This window comes from Delftia sp. WSY_12, from assembly GCF_043104645.1.
Classification (GTDB): domain Bacteria; phylum Pseudomonadota; class Gammaproteobacteria; order Burkholderiales; family Burkholderiaceae_C; genus Comamonas; species Comamonas tsuruhatensis.
Window position 1 is genome coordinate 1 of the sequence record NZ_JBICKW010000062.1, and the last position, 15,440, is coordinate 15,440.

The window sequence follows — 15,440 nt, forward strand, 5'->3', positions numbered from 1 at the left end:
TTGATGTAGGCCCGGCTCTGTCCCGCAGGAATCGTCACCGTCGCTGGCGTCTCGCAGATCTCCGCCGCCACACAGCGCAGGTTCACCGTCACCGCATCAGCTCCGTTGCTGACCACACCGTTGACCAGCCGCTCCACATACAACTCGTCCGAGACGCTGTACAGCCCCTTGCCCACGATCAACTTGCTTCCTCCATACCTCGTGAGCCTCAGCGCGAACTTCGCCTTCACATCCACCTTCACCGCCTTGGCGATCAAGCCTGGAGATGCGAAATCCAGCACTGTCTGCCCCACAGCCAGCGCTTTGACGGTGATCGGCGTCGTCCCATAGATCTGTCCCTGGGGAATGAACACCTCGGCAGGGCTCACGCCGGCAACCGCCGGATCACTGCTGATCACAGACACCGTGACGCCGCCTTGTGGAGCCGCCTTGCTCAACTGCACACGCAGGACCCTGGTCAGTTCCTCATTCATCACCAGGTCGGCAGCTGGGTCAGTATTGAGGCTGATGGCATCCACGCGCAGCATGGCCTGCGCCGGCTGATAGCCGGCAGCAGTGGCTGTGATACGGGTCATGCCCAGGGTCTGGCCTGCCACCGTGAAGGCTGCCTTGCTCTGCCCCGCAGGGATATGCACAGACGCAGGTACCTGCGCCAACCCTGATTGCTCCAGCACGAGGCTGACGGCCAACCCTTCCGTGGGAGCTGGCTCAGTGGTTTCGATGGTCACGCTGGCCTGCGCACCAGGCGCCACGATGACGCTGGCGGGCAGCACCAGTGCCTTGCCACGCACGGAGACTGTTGCCAGGGCGCTGGCATGGCCTTCCGCCTGGGCTGTCAGCCGGCTGCTGCCATCGGCAAGGCCTGTCACTTCGAAGCTGACGCCTTGTTGGCCGGCCGGGACCAGCACGGACGATGGGACAGAGAGCACGTTGGCATCGGAGTTGCCCAACTGCACGCTTACGCCACCGGCGGGTGCCGGCGCGAGCAACGACACAGTCATGGGATAGGGTCGATTGAGACCGACGGTAGGGTTGCCGGGCACCAGGCTCAGCGAGGGCAGATTGACGACTTCGATCTGCGTTTCGGCCAAGCCCAGCGTGGCGTGGCTTGCGGTGATGCGGGTGGCGCCCAGGGTGCTGGCTTGTACCTCCAGGTCCGCGCTGGTCTGCCCCGGGGCCACGGTGACCCGCGATACGGCCGAAGCCACCGAGGGCACGCTGCTGGTGATGTCCACCACCACGCCTTGTGCAGGTGCGGGTGCGTTGAGCGAAACCCTCAGCATGGCGACCACGCCGGGACTGAGCCGAAGCCTGGCGGGCTCGATGGACAAGGGCGCCTGACCTATCTGAATGAGGCCCTGCTGCACCAGGTAGGGAATGCCGACCATGCCCCAAATGACTTGGGAGCGAATGGTGCCCGAAGGGACTGCAATGGCATTCAGCGAGTTGCCCTTTGCCGAGTTTCCCTTGCCGGCCGGCGAGGACGCAAGATCAACGCCGATGGCCGGGCCGCTGTGGTGATTGAAGGCCGTGTTGTTGATGGAAGGGGCAGCGTTCTCGATGACCACGCCGCTGCCGTATTCGATGGTGACGTGGTCCAGCAGCGTCTGGGCGCTGCGCGTGCCGGCCGTCATGCGCCATTGCCGCCAATCCCCGGGCGCAGGGGTTGTGGCGGCCGAGGTGATGAGGATGGGCTTGTCCGGCGTGCCCACGGCTTGCAGCGCACCTTTCCTGAGCAGGAAACTGGCGCCAGGGGCCATGCGCAGGGTCACACCCGGCTCGATGGTGAGCGTTGCATCGCCATCGAGCACCACGTCGCCCTGCATCAGGTAAGGCGACTGGCTGGCACGCAATATCGTTGGGCTGGAGATGGTGCCGCTCAACGTGGTCTGGGCCCAGGCGGGAGAGACCAGCAGCAATGCCAGCGCAAGACAGGCAGCCAGCCATGCCTTCACCACGCCTGCCATGCGGGCCAGCGCGGTCACGGCCAGGACCTGCCAACGCAAAGGATTCGCCCTTCTGCACACACCCACAGACCCATCCGTTCGCACGCTGTACTGCATCGCCACTTCTCCCCCAATACTTGACTCGTTCAATCGTTGTGCTTGCTCAAAACCGCCCGCATGCCGCCTGAAGCCGGTGGCCTGCCGTTGTTCCGATGGCCTGCATGCTCGCCACCTGGGCCTGATAGGCCTGCCAGCCGCCCAGCAGCCAGTACACGGGCACTGCGTCAGGCCGCTCACCCAAAGAGGCCCGTTGCGCGGCCAATCGGGCACGCAGCTCAGGCTCCGTCGAAGCGTCGGCTATGACCACCAAAGCCCGGGATGCAGAGCCCCCTGACTGGTCGCTTCGTGCCTTGCCGCTGGCCATGGCGTTCAGTTGGATGGCCAGATCGTGCGTGGCGAGCAGACGGTGCGTTTGTTGTTCGTCAACGGGTGACTGCACAGCCGGCGCCGCATCCAGGGCCTTGCTGAGGGAAAGCACCGTCCATTCAATGCCTTGTCCCAGGCTGGCGATCCAGTCGCTGGCGGACAGGTCCTGCAGCCTGGCCGATGCCGTGGGATGCAGGGCCACCGCCGCGCCGCCCAGCAAGGCCTTCACACGGCCAAAGCCCTGGCTGCGCAATTGCCGGCATGCCGAGTCAAGGTCCGCATGGTCCAGCCCGGTGCCCAGCAGGATGACTTCCTCCTGCATCAGAAAGCGCTTGCCTTGCAACTGCGGCAAGTCCATTTGCAGGGCCTGCGCGACGGGGGTAGCGCGCCTGTGCTGCGCCGGCCGAACGTCGACGAGCATGGCCGCCTGTGCGCCAGGGGAAACAAGGCGCTGCCGCCACTCGGCCGGACTCATCCAGCAGGAAGGGGTCAACGCCAGAGGCGGCACCTGTCGGGGCCACGTCACAGGGGACTCGGCTGCCCTTGCGTCCCGTACGGCATGCGCGTCTGCCCGACAGGACTGCGGCTCGGCATCGGTCTGCGCCCGCAATGGTGCAGCCACCAGGACGGCTGCGCACACCGCCATTGCATGCGCCAGGCCAGCGCCCGGAAAACGGAGCAACTTCATGCATCCATCCCCGCGCCTGCACGTGCGGCGCGCCGGCGCCTGTGCTGCAGGCAGGCGCCCAAGGCCATGAGGGCGGACAACAGGGCCAGGCCCGCCGCCTCCAGGCCAGGCACCGCCGTCAACTGATCCTCAGGCAACGGCCCAGACTGAATAACGGGGCCGCCCGGGTCCTTGATGACGCCATTGGCCTGCAGGTCGTCGTCGCCCAACTGGCCATCGGTGATGGTGTAGCTGATGCGGTTGCCGTTGATCGACAGATTCCTGGGCGCGTACCAGATGCTGCGGCCCTTCGAATAGGGCGTGGGCCCGAACTTCAGGTAGCTGCTGATACCGAACAGGTTGGGCCACTCGGTGGTGACGGTGACCGTGCTTCCGACGTCGCAGCCGGTGAGTTCGTAGTCGAACACACCATGAGGGAAGAGCAGCACGTTGAACAGCGGCAGCCAGCCCTCGGGCTTGCGTACGGCCGTCTTGTCCGGGTTGAAGCGGCAGCTGGCGCCTCCGCCCGCCACCGAGGCTTTCAGCGTGCCGGAGCCGCTGGGTGTGGGCAGGGCCACGTCCTTGCCGCCCACAGGCGCGGCTTGGTTTTGCAGGGACACGCGCAAGGGTTCGCCCGCACCGGCTGCCGTCACGCGCATCTCGAATGCTCCGACCAGTCCATTGGCTCGAAGAGCGGGCGAAGCGGCAACGCCTGCTGCATCGGTGACGGCCTGCGCTGCGAGCGTGCCGCCGTCAAACATGGCGCTCGCTCCGCTATCCGGCAGCGCAAAGACCACGGCGTGGCCGGCCACGGCGGCGCCCTTCGCATCGGTGACCTTTATGCGTACGGGTGCCGCATAGGCCGTCCCCACGGTGGCCGTCTGCCCGTCCCCTGCCAGCTTGACAATGCGCAGCACGGGCGCCGTGCCATCCAGGTTGCCCAGCGTGAAGCGCACGCCGCCAGGCAAGGCCTCGACGCCGGCGGATACGGTGAAGCTGCCCGCAGTGCCCGTGGCGGTGAGCGCCGGGCTGCGTGCCAGGCCCTGTGCGTCGGTGAGCACGCGCGCCTGGCGGCTGCCGCCGGCAAAGCGTGCGGAGGCCCCGCTGGCGGGAGCGTCGAATGTGACTTCCTGCCCCGCCACCGGGTTGCCGTCAGCCGTCTGCAGGCGCACCTGCAGCGGCAGCGCAAACGGCTGCTCCAGCCTGGCGGACTGCAGGTCGCCGGACACGATGGAAAGCGTCCAATCCCGCGCGGCCTCCTCCTGCCACTGGGCGGCGACCAGGCCTATCCACTGCGCCAGCGATTGCAGGGCCATATTCCGGGTACCGTGGGATGGCAGCGCCCTCAACAGGGGCTGGGCCTGCACCAGGGCCGAGAGGGCCTGGGCCGGCTTTTGCTGCTCCATGGCGACCCGAGCCTGGCCCAGCAATGCCTCGACGGCCTGCCGCTGGTCTGCCGTGGCCTGCGCCAGCGCAGCCACTGCAGCCCGGGTGTTAGCGGCGGCTTGAGGTTCTGCGATGACGGTGACCGGCTGCGACCAGCTGTCCACCAGCGACTTGTCGCCGGCCTTGCGCAACTGCGTCTCGACCGTGGTGGCCAGCGAGGTGCCGGGCAGGTCTAGCCAGGCCTGCACCTGCAACTCGGCCTGGGAGGCGGGCTCCAGGGTCCACCTGACCCGATCACCGTCGACCACGGCCTGCGGCGAGGAGGAACGCAGCTTCATGCCACTGGCCAGGGTCATGGCCTGCTCCAGCGCAACGGCTTGCGTGCTGCGGTTGGCAATGCTGGTTCTGACGCGCACGGCGGATTGCGCCAGCATGGGCTCGGACACAGGCGGAACCAGGGCAGTGAAGCGCGTCTTGGTCCAGTCTTTCCACGAAGCCGCAACCGCGCCTTGCGCCAGGGCATCGAAGCCGATCACCAGAACCTGGCCCTTGCCGTGGGCCACGCCCAACGCAGCGGTCTGCCCTGTGCCATAGCGGGCCAGTTCCGAGCCTGCGCCCTCGTTCTGCAAAGCCCACGCCTGGCCTTGCAGCGCCAGCGCCGCATCGCCCAAGCCTGCATCGCCCAGGTGCACAGAGACGCCCGCAGGCAATGGCTGGCCTGAGCGGCTGCCGCCCCAGACGTCGGCCAAGGTGTCCGGCAACGCGCCCGGTGCGCCATCGATGACCAGCGAGGCACCGCGGTAGACGGCGGCCCGCACTTCCTCCATCTGGGAAGCGGCCAGGTCGTCCACCGATCCATGGAGCCAGAGCGCGCTGAAGTCGCCGGCACGCAAGGCCTTGCGGAGCTCACCTGGCGTGACCGCCAACTGCACCGAGCCATCGGCCTGCGCCAGCAGATCCTGCAGAGCCTGGCGCTTGCCGTCCGTGCAAGCGGTATCGGCGCCGCATGCGGCATAGGCCAGCACACGCAGGCCCTGGTCCAGGGTCTGCGAAGCGGCCACGAAGGCCTCCTGCTCGCGCCTGAGCAGGGTACTGGCCGCGTTGTTGCCGGTGACGGGGTCGCGGGTGGCCGCGCCGATGCGCGCGGCCAGCAGGAATTCCCTGGCCGTGGAGCCTGCTGCAGGACGCACCTGCAGCACCAGGGTGGGGGCGGAGTCCTTGGCCATGTCGCCCAGGGTCCAGCGGCCCTGCGAATAGCTGCCCGCCGATGCCGACTGGCTGGCGACCTCCAGCCCCTGGGGCAGGTCCACATGGACGACGGTGGCCGCTGCAATGGCCGGCCCGGCATTGCGTGCCGTGATGGTGACCGTGGAGCCACCGTCGCGCGCCATGGTGGCCGGTGCCGCCGTCACGCTGATGCCAGTGTCCGCTTCCGGTTCGGGATCTGGCCCGGTCGCCTTGGCGGAGCGCTTTGCAAACAGATAGCCCGCAGCCGCCGTACCGGTGGCCAGATCAATGCCCGATATGCGTCCCGGTGCGGACTGACCGCCCGCCGTGCCCGCAAGCGCAGCGCCATCGACCAGCCCCTCGCTGACGGCAGCCGACAGCGCATAGCTGCCCTGCAGCAGTCCATCGAATCGGAATTGGCCCTGGGCATCGGTGTGGGCAGTGGCCAGCACCGACTCCCCGGTGCCTGCCCGCGTGCCGGTGAGCTTGATTTCGAGCACGGGGATGGCGGGCTCGCCTGCATCGCGCAGCCCGTTGGCATTGCGGTCCTCGAATGCCGCGCCGGCAATACTGGCCTGTGCCTCGCCAGCGACCAGACCGATGGTGTAGCGGCCCGTGGTGTTCACGTCGAACAGGTTCAGGTAATAGCTCCAGCTCAGGTCCTCGTTGCGCTGTCTGGACAGCCAGACGTTTTCGCCAGGAACGACGTAGCCGTCGGAGCGGACCACCTGCAGGGGAAGACGGGTGCCCCTGGAGGGATCGGGCACGCGCGCATAGGCCATGCCATTGGCCACGGGATTGAACTGCAGGCTGGCGGTGGCACCGGAGGGCACGAATTGGGCGGATCGGCTTTGATCGCTGACCTCGGTATCCACGCCATCGGATTCATAGACGCGGTAGACATCTCCATCCAGGGCCAGAAAATCGCGAACCTTGTCGCGCCCTGGAAGATCGACACGCACATCCTGGACCAATTGATGGGTATTGACGGTCTTGATCAGGGACGTCAGGGCACCGCCCAGCGAATCCGCATGGGTGAATCCGGCCGTGAATTCGACAAATTTGCCGGCCAGGCTGGACACCATGTTCCAGCGCCCATGCAGGGACGATCCCGGCGTGATGTCGCCAAAGTCGAGCAGCAGGCTTTTGCCTGCTGGCGCATCGTTGACATAGCCGCTCAGAATCTGGAAATTGACAAGCAGCCCTTGCCGGTTTTCGACAATGCGGGGCTGCGCGGTATCGATCTTGGTCTTGTACGAAGTGCCGCCACCACTGTTTTTGATGCGCACGCCCAGCGTGAAGGGGTCGGAAGGCTCGACCTCGGGTGTGAAGGCATCGTCACCCGGAACATCACGGGGCAGGAAGTAGTCAAGCACCAGTTCAGGCTGGGGCCGCACGACGATGGACTCTGGTGCCACCTCCACGGTGTCGGTCTTGCCATCCAGCGTGTAGGTGACCTTGGCGCCTATGTAGTAGACCGCACCCTGGGGATCGCGGCCGCCCGTGCCGGCTGCGGGAATGATCAGCCATCGGACATTGGCGACGGCCTTGGGAGCGATGGTGCCGCCCTGCAGGGAAGTGATGCCCTCGACCCCATCCGTGCGGTAGAAAAAGCGGGCTCCGGAGGCTGCGGGATCCGTGGTGGCGATCACCGTCTGGTTGTTCGCATCCAGGAACTGCAGCGTGATGCTGACGTTCTCCAGCTTTTGGTCCGCCAGGCCATTGGTGATCACCATCCTGGCGTCAAATGCCTGGCGCTCCAGCGAGAGTTTTTGCTCTATGACAATCTTGACTTCGGCACATACTGCATCGGCGGCCTGTGCAAAGGCAATGCCGATGGTTCCTGCAATCGCAAACACCGCGCCAACCAATAGCATCAGCCATCTGGGCGCAATCCTCCCCGAGTCTTTCCACTCCATAGCCCCTCCGTCCCCGCTCTATTCATTGGGCCGCGATTGTATTGAATTTCCTCATCCGTATCAAATCGTGACTTGAAAAATAATTAGCAAGCCAATTTAAATAAGACTTGTCCCATTTTCAAATGGCGCAACAAAAAATTTGACACGCCCATCAGCGCCTCAGTAAAAGAAAAAAATCGGCACATCCCGATATAGCAATGTCGGTTGTCCGGTGATTCATCGATCACCCAGCGCCCCAGCGAACGCGCCCACCACCGCCCTGTGTACGACATGCCTCACAATGGGGCCTTGTCCTCCCGCACAGAACACCACACTTCATGAAACGCACCTGGCTGCTGTTTTCGCAGGCGGTCACCATCCTGGTGGCTGCCTACTTCGTCGTTGCCACCCTGCAGCCGGACTGGCTGCGCCGCGGCGCCGTGCGCAGCAACGCGGGCATTGCGTTGCTGGAGGCGCCGGCCACGCCCGTCGGAGAAGTCAGCCCGGGCAGCTTTGCACCTGCGGCCAAGAAGGCGGCGCCTGCCGTGGTGAGCATCAACACCAGCAAGGCGGTACGGCATCCGCGCAGCAACGATCCGTGGTTCCAGTTCTTCTTCGGCGACCAGGGCACGCAGGAGCAGGCAGGCCTGGGCAGCGGCGTGATCATCAGCACCGACGGCTACATCCTGACCAACAACCACGTGGTCGAGGGCGCCGATGACATCGAGGTCACGCTGACCGACAGCCGCCAGGCCAAGGCCCAGGTGATCGGTACCGATCCCGAGACCGACCTGGCCGTGCTCAAGATCGCCCTGGACAAGCTGCCCGTCATCGTTCTGGGCAATTCCGACCAGATCGACGTGGGCGACCGCGTGCTGGCCATCGGCAACCCCTTCGGCGTGGGCCAGACGGTGACCAGCGGCATCGTCAGCGCCCTGGGCCGCAGTCAGCTGGGCATCAATACCTTCGAGAACTTCATCCAGACCGACGCCGCCATCAACCCCGGCAATTCGGGCGGCGCGCTGGTGGATGCCAGCGGCAATCTGCTGGGCATCAATACCGCCATCTATTCGCGCTCGGGCGGCAGCATGGGCATCGGCTTTGCGATTCCCGTGTCCACGGCCAAGCTGGTGCTGGACGGCATCGTCAAGGACGGCCGCGTGGTGCGCGGCTGGATCGGCGTGGAGCCCAATGAGCTGTCGCCGGAGCTGGCAGAGACCTTTGGCGTGAAGGCCGACTCCGGCGTGATCATCACCGGCGTGCTGCAGGCAGGCCCCGCTGCCCAGGCCGGCATGCGCCCGGGCGATGTGATCGTGCAGGTGGGCGACAAGCCCATCCGCAATGTGTCCGAACTGCTGACCGCCGTGGCCGCGCTCAAGCCCGGCGAGGCCGCGAAATTCGATGTGCGCCGTGGCGAAGGCCCCGTGGAGCTGCAGATCACCCCGGGCCTGCGCCCTGCGCAGTCGGCACAGCGCATGCAGCGCCGCTGACCCGCCCCCCGCCCCAACGAAAAAAGCGCCTGTTCACAGGCGCTTTTTTCGTTGCAGGGCAGGTGCTGAACTACAGCTTGTGCAGGCGCTGGGCCGCGCGCCATTGCGCGCCGGGCGCCACATGCACGGGCGCATCGATGGCGGCGGCCTCCACGCACAGCATCTGCCGCCACCCCTGCGGCGGCATGTCGGGCAGACGTTCACACAGCGCGGGGCCGGGGTTCCAGACCACAGTCTCGCTCCAGGCGGCATCCTGCGAGATCCGCAAGCCGCCGCCAGGTGCGGCCAGCTCCATGGCGTTCCCGGGCCGGGGGTAGACGCGATCGAGCTCTTCGCCAAAGCGCACGTCACCGTGCTGCGTGGGATGGGTGTCGGCCACGGCATCCCAGTAAGGCAGGCCGTCAAGGCCTTGCAGCCGGCATTGCTCCACGTCCGCCACGCGCAGGTAGCTGTGCAAGGCGGCAGTGAAAGCCAAAGGCGTGTCGCCCCGGTTGTGCACCACCAGCTCCACGTCAAGCCGGCCGGGCAACAGCGTCACCTCCAGCCAGGTCTCGAAGGAATGCGGCCAGACGGCGCGCGTCTGCGGCGTGTCGGCGAGCCTGAGCCGCAGGAACAAGCCATCGCCGGCAACAACCTCGGCCTGTGCTGCATCAGCCTGCCACGGCAGGGTGCGCGCAAAGCCGTGCTTGACCAGCGGGCCGCGTTGGTTGAATTGGGGAAAGCAGACCGGAATACCGCCGCGTATGGGTGTGTGGCCGTCATGGGCGGCATGAGGGCTCAGGAACAGTTGCTCCTCGCCACCTGCCTGCCAGGACAGCAGTTGCGCCCCCTGCAAGGCCACCAGGGCAGCATCGCCGCAGGCCAGGCGCAGGCGGATGGCGGGCAGGCCCTGCCATGCATCAGCGCAGGCGCCGGGAGCTTGCGCGGCCGCAGGTAAAGCTGTTACTGCGGGAAAGGAAGATGTAACTTTCATGCTTGAATATAGCCTTTCCCCCGCCCAGCCTTCCTCTGTCATGCAACGCTCCCACGCTCCCTCTCCTCTTGTCCTGCGACTCGGCATGCTCGCCCTGGCCGCCTCCTTGGCTTCCTGCGGCGGAGGCGGTGGTGGTGACAGCAGCGCTGGCGGCGGCACCGGGGGAGATGGCGGCGGCACCGGCCAGCCCGGAGTGACCTCGGTCACCGTGCAATGGACGGCCCCTGCCGCCAGGGATGTGGTGACTGCAGGCTCGGCACTGACCCTGCGCGCAGGTGTTCTCGCAGATGGCGTGAATGCCGCCGATGGAACCGTGGTGAGCTTCAGCGCAGCCACAGGCGTCAGCACCTCGGCGCTGACCAGCTCCGGCGTGGCAACTGCCTCCCTGACCGGCGCCACGCCGGGCCGCCAGCAGGTGCAGGCCAGCGCCACCGTGGGAAGCCGCACGGGCAGCGCTTCGCAGACCTTCTATCTGCGCCCGGCTCCTGCGCCGCTGCGGGTGCTGGTGCCTGCGTATTTCTATCCCACGGGCGCGGGGGCCACGGCCTGGAATGCGCTGACGGCCAGCGCACAGGCGAATCCGACCGTGCAGATGACGGCCATCCTGAACCCGGCCAACGGCATTTTCAGTGGCCCGGATGCGAACATCACGCGCGCCGCAACCGCTTTTGCCAACGCGGGCGGGCAGTTGGTGGGCTATGTGAGCTCCAGCTATGGCACGGGCACGCGATCGCTGGCCAGCATCCAGGCCAATATCGACAACTATTTCACGCACTACGGCGCAGGCCTGGTCAAGGGCTTCTTCATTGACGAGATGGCGGCCACCGCCAACCGGCTGGACTTCTACCGCAGCATCTACCAGTACATCAAGGCCAAGAATCCCGACCTGATCGTGATCGGCAACCCAGGCCTCGTGCCCGTGGCCGGTTATGCCGATGTGGCCGATGTGCTGACCACGTTCGAGGGCAAGGGCTCCACGTACGCCACCTACGATCCGCGCACGACCAGTTTCGATTGGCTGTACGGGCTGGCCAATAGCCAGCAGGCCTCGCTGGTGCACAACGTGTCGGGCTGCGCGGCCATGCAGACGGCCGTGCAGTCGGCCGCCTCGGCACGCTACCAGGCGGGATGGATCTATGTGACCCAGCTGGAGTTCGAGCCCAGCACCGGCGTGGGCAACCCCTGGGCCGGGCTGCCGAATTACTGGGATGCCTTTGTGCAGACCGTGCGCGCCACCAATGCCGGGCAAGCCCTTCCCGCCTGCTCGTAGAGGCCGCTTGAAACCCCGGCGCTGAATGCAGCGCGGGCGCCTGTCAGGGACAGGCGCCCGCGAATATCGAGAAGGCGCAGGCCGCTCAGGCCGTGAGTTCGTCGGCGCGAGCCTGCGCTGCGGCGAAGTCGAGATCGCCCGAGTAGATGGCGCGACCGCAGATCACGCCCTCGATGCCTTCGTCCTCGACCTTGCACAGCGCCTCGATGTCGGCCATGCCCGCCAGGCCACCCGAGGCGATGACGGGGATCTTCAGCGATTGGGCAAGATTGACGGTGGCATCGATGTTGATGCCCGTGAGCATGCCGTCGCGGCCGATGTCGGTGTAGATGATGGACTCCACGCCCCAGTCCTCAAAGCGCTTGGCCACCGAGTGCACGTCCTGGCCCGTGAGCTTGCTCCAGCCGTCGATGGCGACCTTGCCGTCCTTGGCGTCGAGTCCGACGATCACATGGCCGCCGAAGGCGCTGCAGGCGTCCTGCAGAAAGCCAGGGTTCTTCACGGCAGCGGTGCCGATGATCACGTAGCTGATGCCGGCATCTATGTATTTCTCGATGGTGTCCAGGTCACGGATGCCTCCGCCGAGCTGCACCGGAATCCGGCCGTCCACCTCTTTGAGGATGGCCTTGATGGCCGCAAGGTTCTTGGGCTGGCCCGCAAACGCGCCATTGAGGTCCACCAGGTGCAGGCGGCGCGCGCCGGCGTCGAGCCAGCGGCGGGCGATGATGGCCGGGTCTTCGCCGAACGTGGTCGACTGGTCCATATCACCCTGGATGAGGCGTACGCAGTGGCCGTCCTTGAGGTCGATGGCAGGAATGAGCAGCATGATGGTTTGCGAGCAATGAAGGCCTGGGATTCAGCGGCCGGTGCGGGGAAGAAAAGGGGATTCAGGGCTTCCAGCCCAGAAAGTTGCGGAACAGGGCCAGGCCCTGGTCAGCGCTTTTTTCGGGGTGAAACTGCGTGGCGAAAATATTATCGCGCGCGATGGCGCAGGCAAAGCGCCCGCCGTAGTCGGCCTGAGCAGCGCAATGCTGCGGCTGCTGCACCACGGCATAGAAACTGTGCACGAAGTAGTAGAAGCTGTCTTCGGGAATTCCACGCCACAGCGGGTGGGCATGGCCGGCGTTGTGCGTCTGGTGCACGCGGTTCCAGCCCATCTGCGGAACCTTGAAGCGGCTGCCATCGGCCTGGGTGCGGCCCGCCAGATCGAACTTTCGCACGTTGCCGGGGATGAGGCCCAGGCCGGGCACGTCACCTTCGTCGCTGTGGTCCAGCAGCATCTGCATGCCCACGCAGACGCCGAACAGGGGCTTGTTGGCAGCGGCATGCAGCACGGCTTCCTGCAGGCCGGATTCGCGCAGCTCGCGCATGCAGTCGGGCATGGCGCCCTGGCCCGGCAGCACGACGCGGTCGGCGGCCAGGACCACCTCGGGATCGGAGGTCACAACGACCTGCCAGCCGGAATCGGCGGCGGCCGTGCGCACGGCCTGTGAAACCGAGCGCAGATTGCCCATGCCGTAATCGACGACGGCGACGGTGTTGTCAGTCAAACTCATAGCGTGTGGCGCGTGTTCTGTCGGATTTTCGGCGGGATTGCCCGGTCAGATCAAGTTCTGGCCGATGCCAATCGCTTCTCTTTACAGAGCGCCCTTGGTCGAGGGGATGACGCCGGCCATGCGCTCGTCATGCTCCAGCGCAAAGCGCAGGGCGCGTGCGAAGGCCTTGAAGATGGTCTCGCACTGGTGGTGGGCATTGAAGCCCTTGAGGTTGTCGATGTGCAGGGTCACGCCCGCATGGTTGACGAAGCCCTGGAAGAATTCGTAGACCAGCTGGGTGTCGAGCTGGCCGATGCTGCCGGCCGTGAATTTCACGTCCATGTGCAGCCCGGGACGGCCCGAGAAATCGATGACCACGCGGCTCAGGGCCTCGTCCAGCGGCACATAGGCGTGGCCGTAGCGGCGGATGCCCTTCTTGTCGCCCACGGCCTTGGCAAAGGCTTGGCCCAGGGTGATGCCGATGTCCTCCACCGTGTGGTGGCCGTCGATGTGCAGGTCGCCCTCGCACTCGATGTCCAGGTCGATCAGGCCATGGCGCGCGATCTGGTCGAGCATGTGGTCCAGAAAGCCGATGCCCGAGTGCAGGCTGGCCTTGCCCGTGCCGTCCAGGTTGATGGCGACCTTGATCCGGGTCTCGGCGGTATTGCGCTGCACTTCGGCGGTGCGTGCGGGGACTGCATTGCTCATAGGGATTCCTTCAGGGCCGCCAGCATCTGGGCGTTTTCTTCGTGGGTGCCCACGGTCAGGCGCAGGCAATTGGCCAGCAGCGGGTGCATGGCACTGACGTTCTTCACCAGCACGCCCCGGGCCTTCATCTCGGCCTGGGCACGCGCGGCATCGCGCACGCGCAGCAAGACCATGTTGGCCTCGGATGGCCAGGTCTTTTCCACACCCGGCAGCGCGGTCAGCGCGTCGATCAGCGGCTGGCGCTCGGCGCGGATGGCCACGGCCTGCTGCGCATACAGCGCCTCGTGCTCCAGCGCGAAGATGGCCGTCTCGCAGTTGAGCACGCTGATGTTGTAGGGCGGGCGCACCTTGTCGATCTCGCCGACGATGGCGGCCGGGCCGATCAGATAGCCCAGGCGCGCGCCGGCCAGGCCGAACTTGCTGAGCGTGCGCATCAGCAGCACATGGGCGTTGCGGGCCGGGTCGGCGCGCATGTTCTCTGCCCAGCTGCGGCGGGCGAAGGGCTGGTAGGCCTCGTCCATGACGACCAGGCCGCCGATGGCGCCGACCGCGTCGATCACGGCCTGCACATCGGCCTCGGCCCAGAGCGTGGCCGTGGGATTGTTGGGATAGGCGATATAGGTGATGGCGGGGCGGTGCTCGGCAATGGCGGCGCGCATGGCGGGCACGTCCAGCTCGAAGTCGGCCGTCAGGTCGACCCCCACAAAGTCCAGGCCCTGCAGCCTGGCGCTCATGGGATACATGACGAAGCCCGGCATGGGCGCCAGCATGGTGGCGCGGCCCTCGGCGTGGGGCTGGGCACAGGCCAGGGCCAGCAGCGTGATGATCTCGTCCGAGCCATTGCCCAGCAGTACGGCGCTGCCGGCCGGCGCCTGCGCGTAGCGGGCCAGCATGTCCTTGAGCACTTCCTGGCGCTCGCCAGGGTAGCGGTTGATCTCCAGCCGGCCCAGGCGCTCGCCCAGCGCGGCCTGCAGCTCGGGCGGCAGGCGGAAGGGGTTCTCCATCGTGTCCATCTTGAGCAGGCCTTGTGAGGGCTGCACATGGTAGGCATGCATGGAGCGGACATCGGCGCGGATGCGCTCCAGGGCGAGGGCCTGAACCTGCGGAATGGAAGCTGTCATGGCATGCACACTTTCACGAGTCAGTGGGGGAAGAAATCCATCAGCGAAGCCGCTCAGGCCTGCTGCTGCTGCGGCGCCTGGTGCAGCGGGTGCACCATGGCGACGCCGCCGAACTGGGCGCCGTGCGGCAGGTGCAGGGTCAGCATCTGCTCGCAGCCGCTGTGCTGGGCGCAGGCCACGGCCAGGCAGTCGCCAAAGGCCAGCTGGTGGCGCGATTGCACGGCCCAGGCGGTCTCCAGCGTGGCGGCATCGGTCTTCCAGGGCGTCCAGGTCTGGTAGCGGCGGATGGCGGCGCGCGCATCGCCCTGCGGCAAAGGCTGGGCGGCCGTGGTGACCTGTTCATAGAACTCGCACAGCGACTGACTGCCGGTGCGCCCGCTGCGCGTGCGCCACAGCAGGTCCAGCCACTGCAGCACGGCGGCATGCAAGGCGCCCTGCCCCGTGTCTTCGGCAGCGACCAGCACGGAGGTATCGACGAAGACGGTGTTCATGCCTGGCCCTCGCGGCGCAGCGCGGCACTGCGCTGGGCGGGCTGCGTGGATGACGGCTGGCCGCCGTCCCAGCCGCGCTCGTCGGTGCGCCAGGCCAGGTAGGCGCGCTCGTAGGCGTCCTCGCGGCGCTGCATCTCGGCCATGAAGTCGCCCACCATGCGCGAGACGCTGGTGCCGCGGCGCGCGGCCTCGATGCGCGCCCATTCGAGCACGCTGTCTTCGACGGTGATGGTGAGGTTCTTCACAGGGTGCAAGTCTACACGAAATTCGTGCTCCACTGATTTCGTGTCGATTCTTGACAT

At 66.4% G+C, this 15,440-nt stretch carries 12 protein-coding genes; 2 read left to right on the forward strand and 10 right to left on the reverse strand.

The genetic code is table 11. The features are described from left to right. From ACF8LI_RS27300 to ACF8LI_RS27310, 3 genes are all read right to left on the reverse strand, one after another. Positions 1–2,006, reverse strand: a 2,006-nt coding sequence (locus ACF8LI_RS27300) for a hypothetical protein (protein ID WP_392414602.1), incomplete at its 3' end; no start/stop codon positions are given. A 103-nt stretch (positions 2,007–2,109) separates the two neighbouring features. Next, positions 2,110–2,793: a hypothetical protein gene (locus ACF8LI_RS27305; RefSeq protein ID WP_209670921.1), complete on the reverse strand. Its 684-nt coding sequence runs from the start codon at positions 2,791–2,793 to the stop codon at positions 2,110–2,112. A 263-nt stretch (positions 2,794–3,056) separates the two neighbouring features. Continuing rightward, complete coding sequence (locus ACF8LI_RS27310; RefSeq protein WP_392414603.1) at positions 3,057–7,529, reverse strand: IPTL-CTERM sorting domain-containing protein; 4,473 nt, start codon at positions 7,527–7,529, stop codon at positions 3,057–3,059. A gap of 359 nt (positions 7,530–7,888) precedes the next feature. Between ACF8LI_RS27310 and ACF8LI_RS27315 the strand changes: the two genes are divergently transcribed. Further along, positions 7,889–9,040: a S1C family serine protease gene (locus tag ACF8LI_RS27315; protein WP_012207313.1), complete on the forward strand. Its 1,152-nt coding sequence runs from the start codon at positions 7,889–7,891 to the stop codon at positions 9,038–9,040. 70 nt (positions 9,041–9,110) lie between these two features. Here ACF8LI_RS27315 and ACF8LI_RS27320 read toward each other — a convergent pair whose 3' ends face one another. Then, entirely contained in the window at positions 9,111–10,013 is a 903-nt protein-coding gene (locus ACF8LI_RS27320; RefSeq protein WP_392414604.1) for a D-hexose-6-phosphate mutarotase, read from the reverse strand. An 85-nt stretch (positions 10,014–10,098) separates the two neighbouring features. On the opposite strand from ACF8LI_RS27320, the gene ACF8LI_RS27325 reads away from it, so the two are divergent. Beyond that, positions 10,099–11,283 (forward strand): spherulation-specific family 4 protein, encoded by a 1,185-nt coding sequence (locus tag ACF8LI_RS27325; protein WP_392414605.1) that lies wholly within the window; start codon positions 10,099–10,101, stop codon positions 11,281–11,283. A gap of 85 nt (positions 11,284–11,368) precedes the next feature. Here ACF8LI_RS27325 and hisA read toward each other — a convergent pair whose 3' ends face one another. The 6 genes from hisA to ACF8LI_RS27355 form a co-directional block, all read right to left on the reverse strand. Beyond that, complete coding sequence (gene hisA / locus ACF8LI_RS27330) at positions 11,369–12,109, reverse strand: 1-(5-phosphoribosyl)-5-[(5-phosphoribosylamino)methylideneamino]imidazole-4-carboxamide isomerase (RefSeq protein WP_016445590.1); 741 nt, start codon at positions 12,107–12,109, stop codon at positions 11,369–11,371. A 61-nt stretch (positions 12,110–12,170) separates the two neighbouring features. Beyond that, positions 12,171–12,839: an imidazole glycerol phosphate synthase subunit HisH gene (gene hisH / locus ACF8LI_RS27335; RefSeq protein WP_017405475.1), complete on the reverse strand. Its 669-nt coding sequence runs from the start codon at positions 12,837–12,839 to the stop codon at positions 12,171–12,173. Between the two features lie 81 nt (positions 12,840–12,920). After that, entirely contained in the window at positions 12,921–13,526 is a 606-nt protein-coding gene (hisB, locus tag ACF8LI_RS27340) for an imidazoleglycerol-phosphate dehydratase HisB (RefSeq protein WP_016445588.1), read from the reverse strand. Then, positions 13,523–14,647, reverse strand: a complete 1,125-nt coding sequence (gene hisC, locus ACF8LI_RS27345) for a histidinol-phosphate transaminase (RefSeq protein WP_016445587.1) — start codon at positions 14,645–14,647, stop codon at positions 13,523–13,525. Before hisC ends, hisB begins: the two co-directional genes overlap by 4 nt. A 53-nt stretch (positions 14,648–14,700) precedes the next feature. Next, positions 14,701–15,138, reverse strand: a complete 438-nt coding sequence (locus ACF8LI_RS27350) for a PIN domain-containing protein (RefSeq protein WP_133072255.1) — start codon at positions 15,136–15,138, stop codon at positions 14,701–14,703. After that, on the reverse strand, positions 15,135–15,440 hold the full coding sequence (locus tag ACF8LI_RS27355) for a hypothetical protein (RefSeq protein WP_174538854.1): 306 nt from the start codon (positions 15,438–15,440) through the stop codon (positions 15,135–15,137). Before ACF8LI_RS27355 ends, ACF8LI_RS27350 begins: the two co-directional genes overlap by 4 nt.

What these genes read in the sequence shown, in the direction of transcription:
- ACF8LI_RS27315 (WP_012207313.1), top strand. Translation starts at nt 7,889, where the DNA reads ATGAAACGCACCTGGCTGCTGTTTTCGCAGGCGGTCACCATCCTGGTG.
- hisH (WP_017405475.1), bottom strand. Translation starts at nt 12,839, where the DNA reads ATGAGTTTGACTGACAACACCGTCGCCGTCGTCGATTACGGCATGGGC.
- hisB (WP_016445588.1), bottom strand. Translation starts at nt 13,526, where the DNA reads ATGAGCAATGCAGTCCCCGCACGCACCGCCGAAGTGCAGCGCAATACC.
- ACF8LI_RS27355 (WP_174538854.1), bottom strand. Translation starts at nt 15,440, where the DNA reads ATGTCAAGAATCGACACGAAATCAGTGGAGCACGAATTTCGTGTAGAC.
- ACF8LI_RS27350 (WP_133072255.1), bottom strand. Translation starts at nt 15,138, where the DNA reads ATGAACACCGTCTTCGTCGATACCTCCGTGCTGGTCGCTGCCGAAGAC.
- ACF8LI_RS27305 (WP_209670921.1), bottom strand. Translation starts at nt 2,793, where the DNA reads ATGCTCGTCGACGTTCGGCCGGCGCAGCACAGGCGCGCTACCCCCGTC.
- ACF8LI_RS27310 (WP_392414603.1), bottom strand. Translation starts at nt 7,529, where the DNA reads ATGCTATTGGTTGGCGCGGTGTTTGCGATTGCAGGAACCATCGGCATT.
- hisA (WP_016445590.1), bottom strand. Translation starts at nt 12,109, where the DNA reads ATGCTGCTCATTCCTGCCATCGACCTCAAGGACGGCCACTGCGTACGC.
- ACF8LI_RS27320 (WP_392414604.1), bottom strand. Translation starts at nt 10,013, where the DNA reads ATGAAAGTTACATCTTCCTTTCCCGCAGTAACAGCTTTACCTGCGGCC.
- hisC (WP_016445587.1), bottom strand. Translation starts at nt 14,647, where the DNA reads ATGACAGCTTCCATTCCGCAGGTTCAGGCCCTCGCCCTGGAGCGCATC.
- ACF8LI_RS27325 (WP_392414605.1), top strand. Translation starts at nt 10,099, where the DNA reads ATGCTCGCCCTGGCCGCCTCCTTGGCTTCCTGCGGCGGAGGCGGTGGT.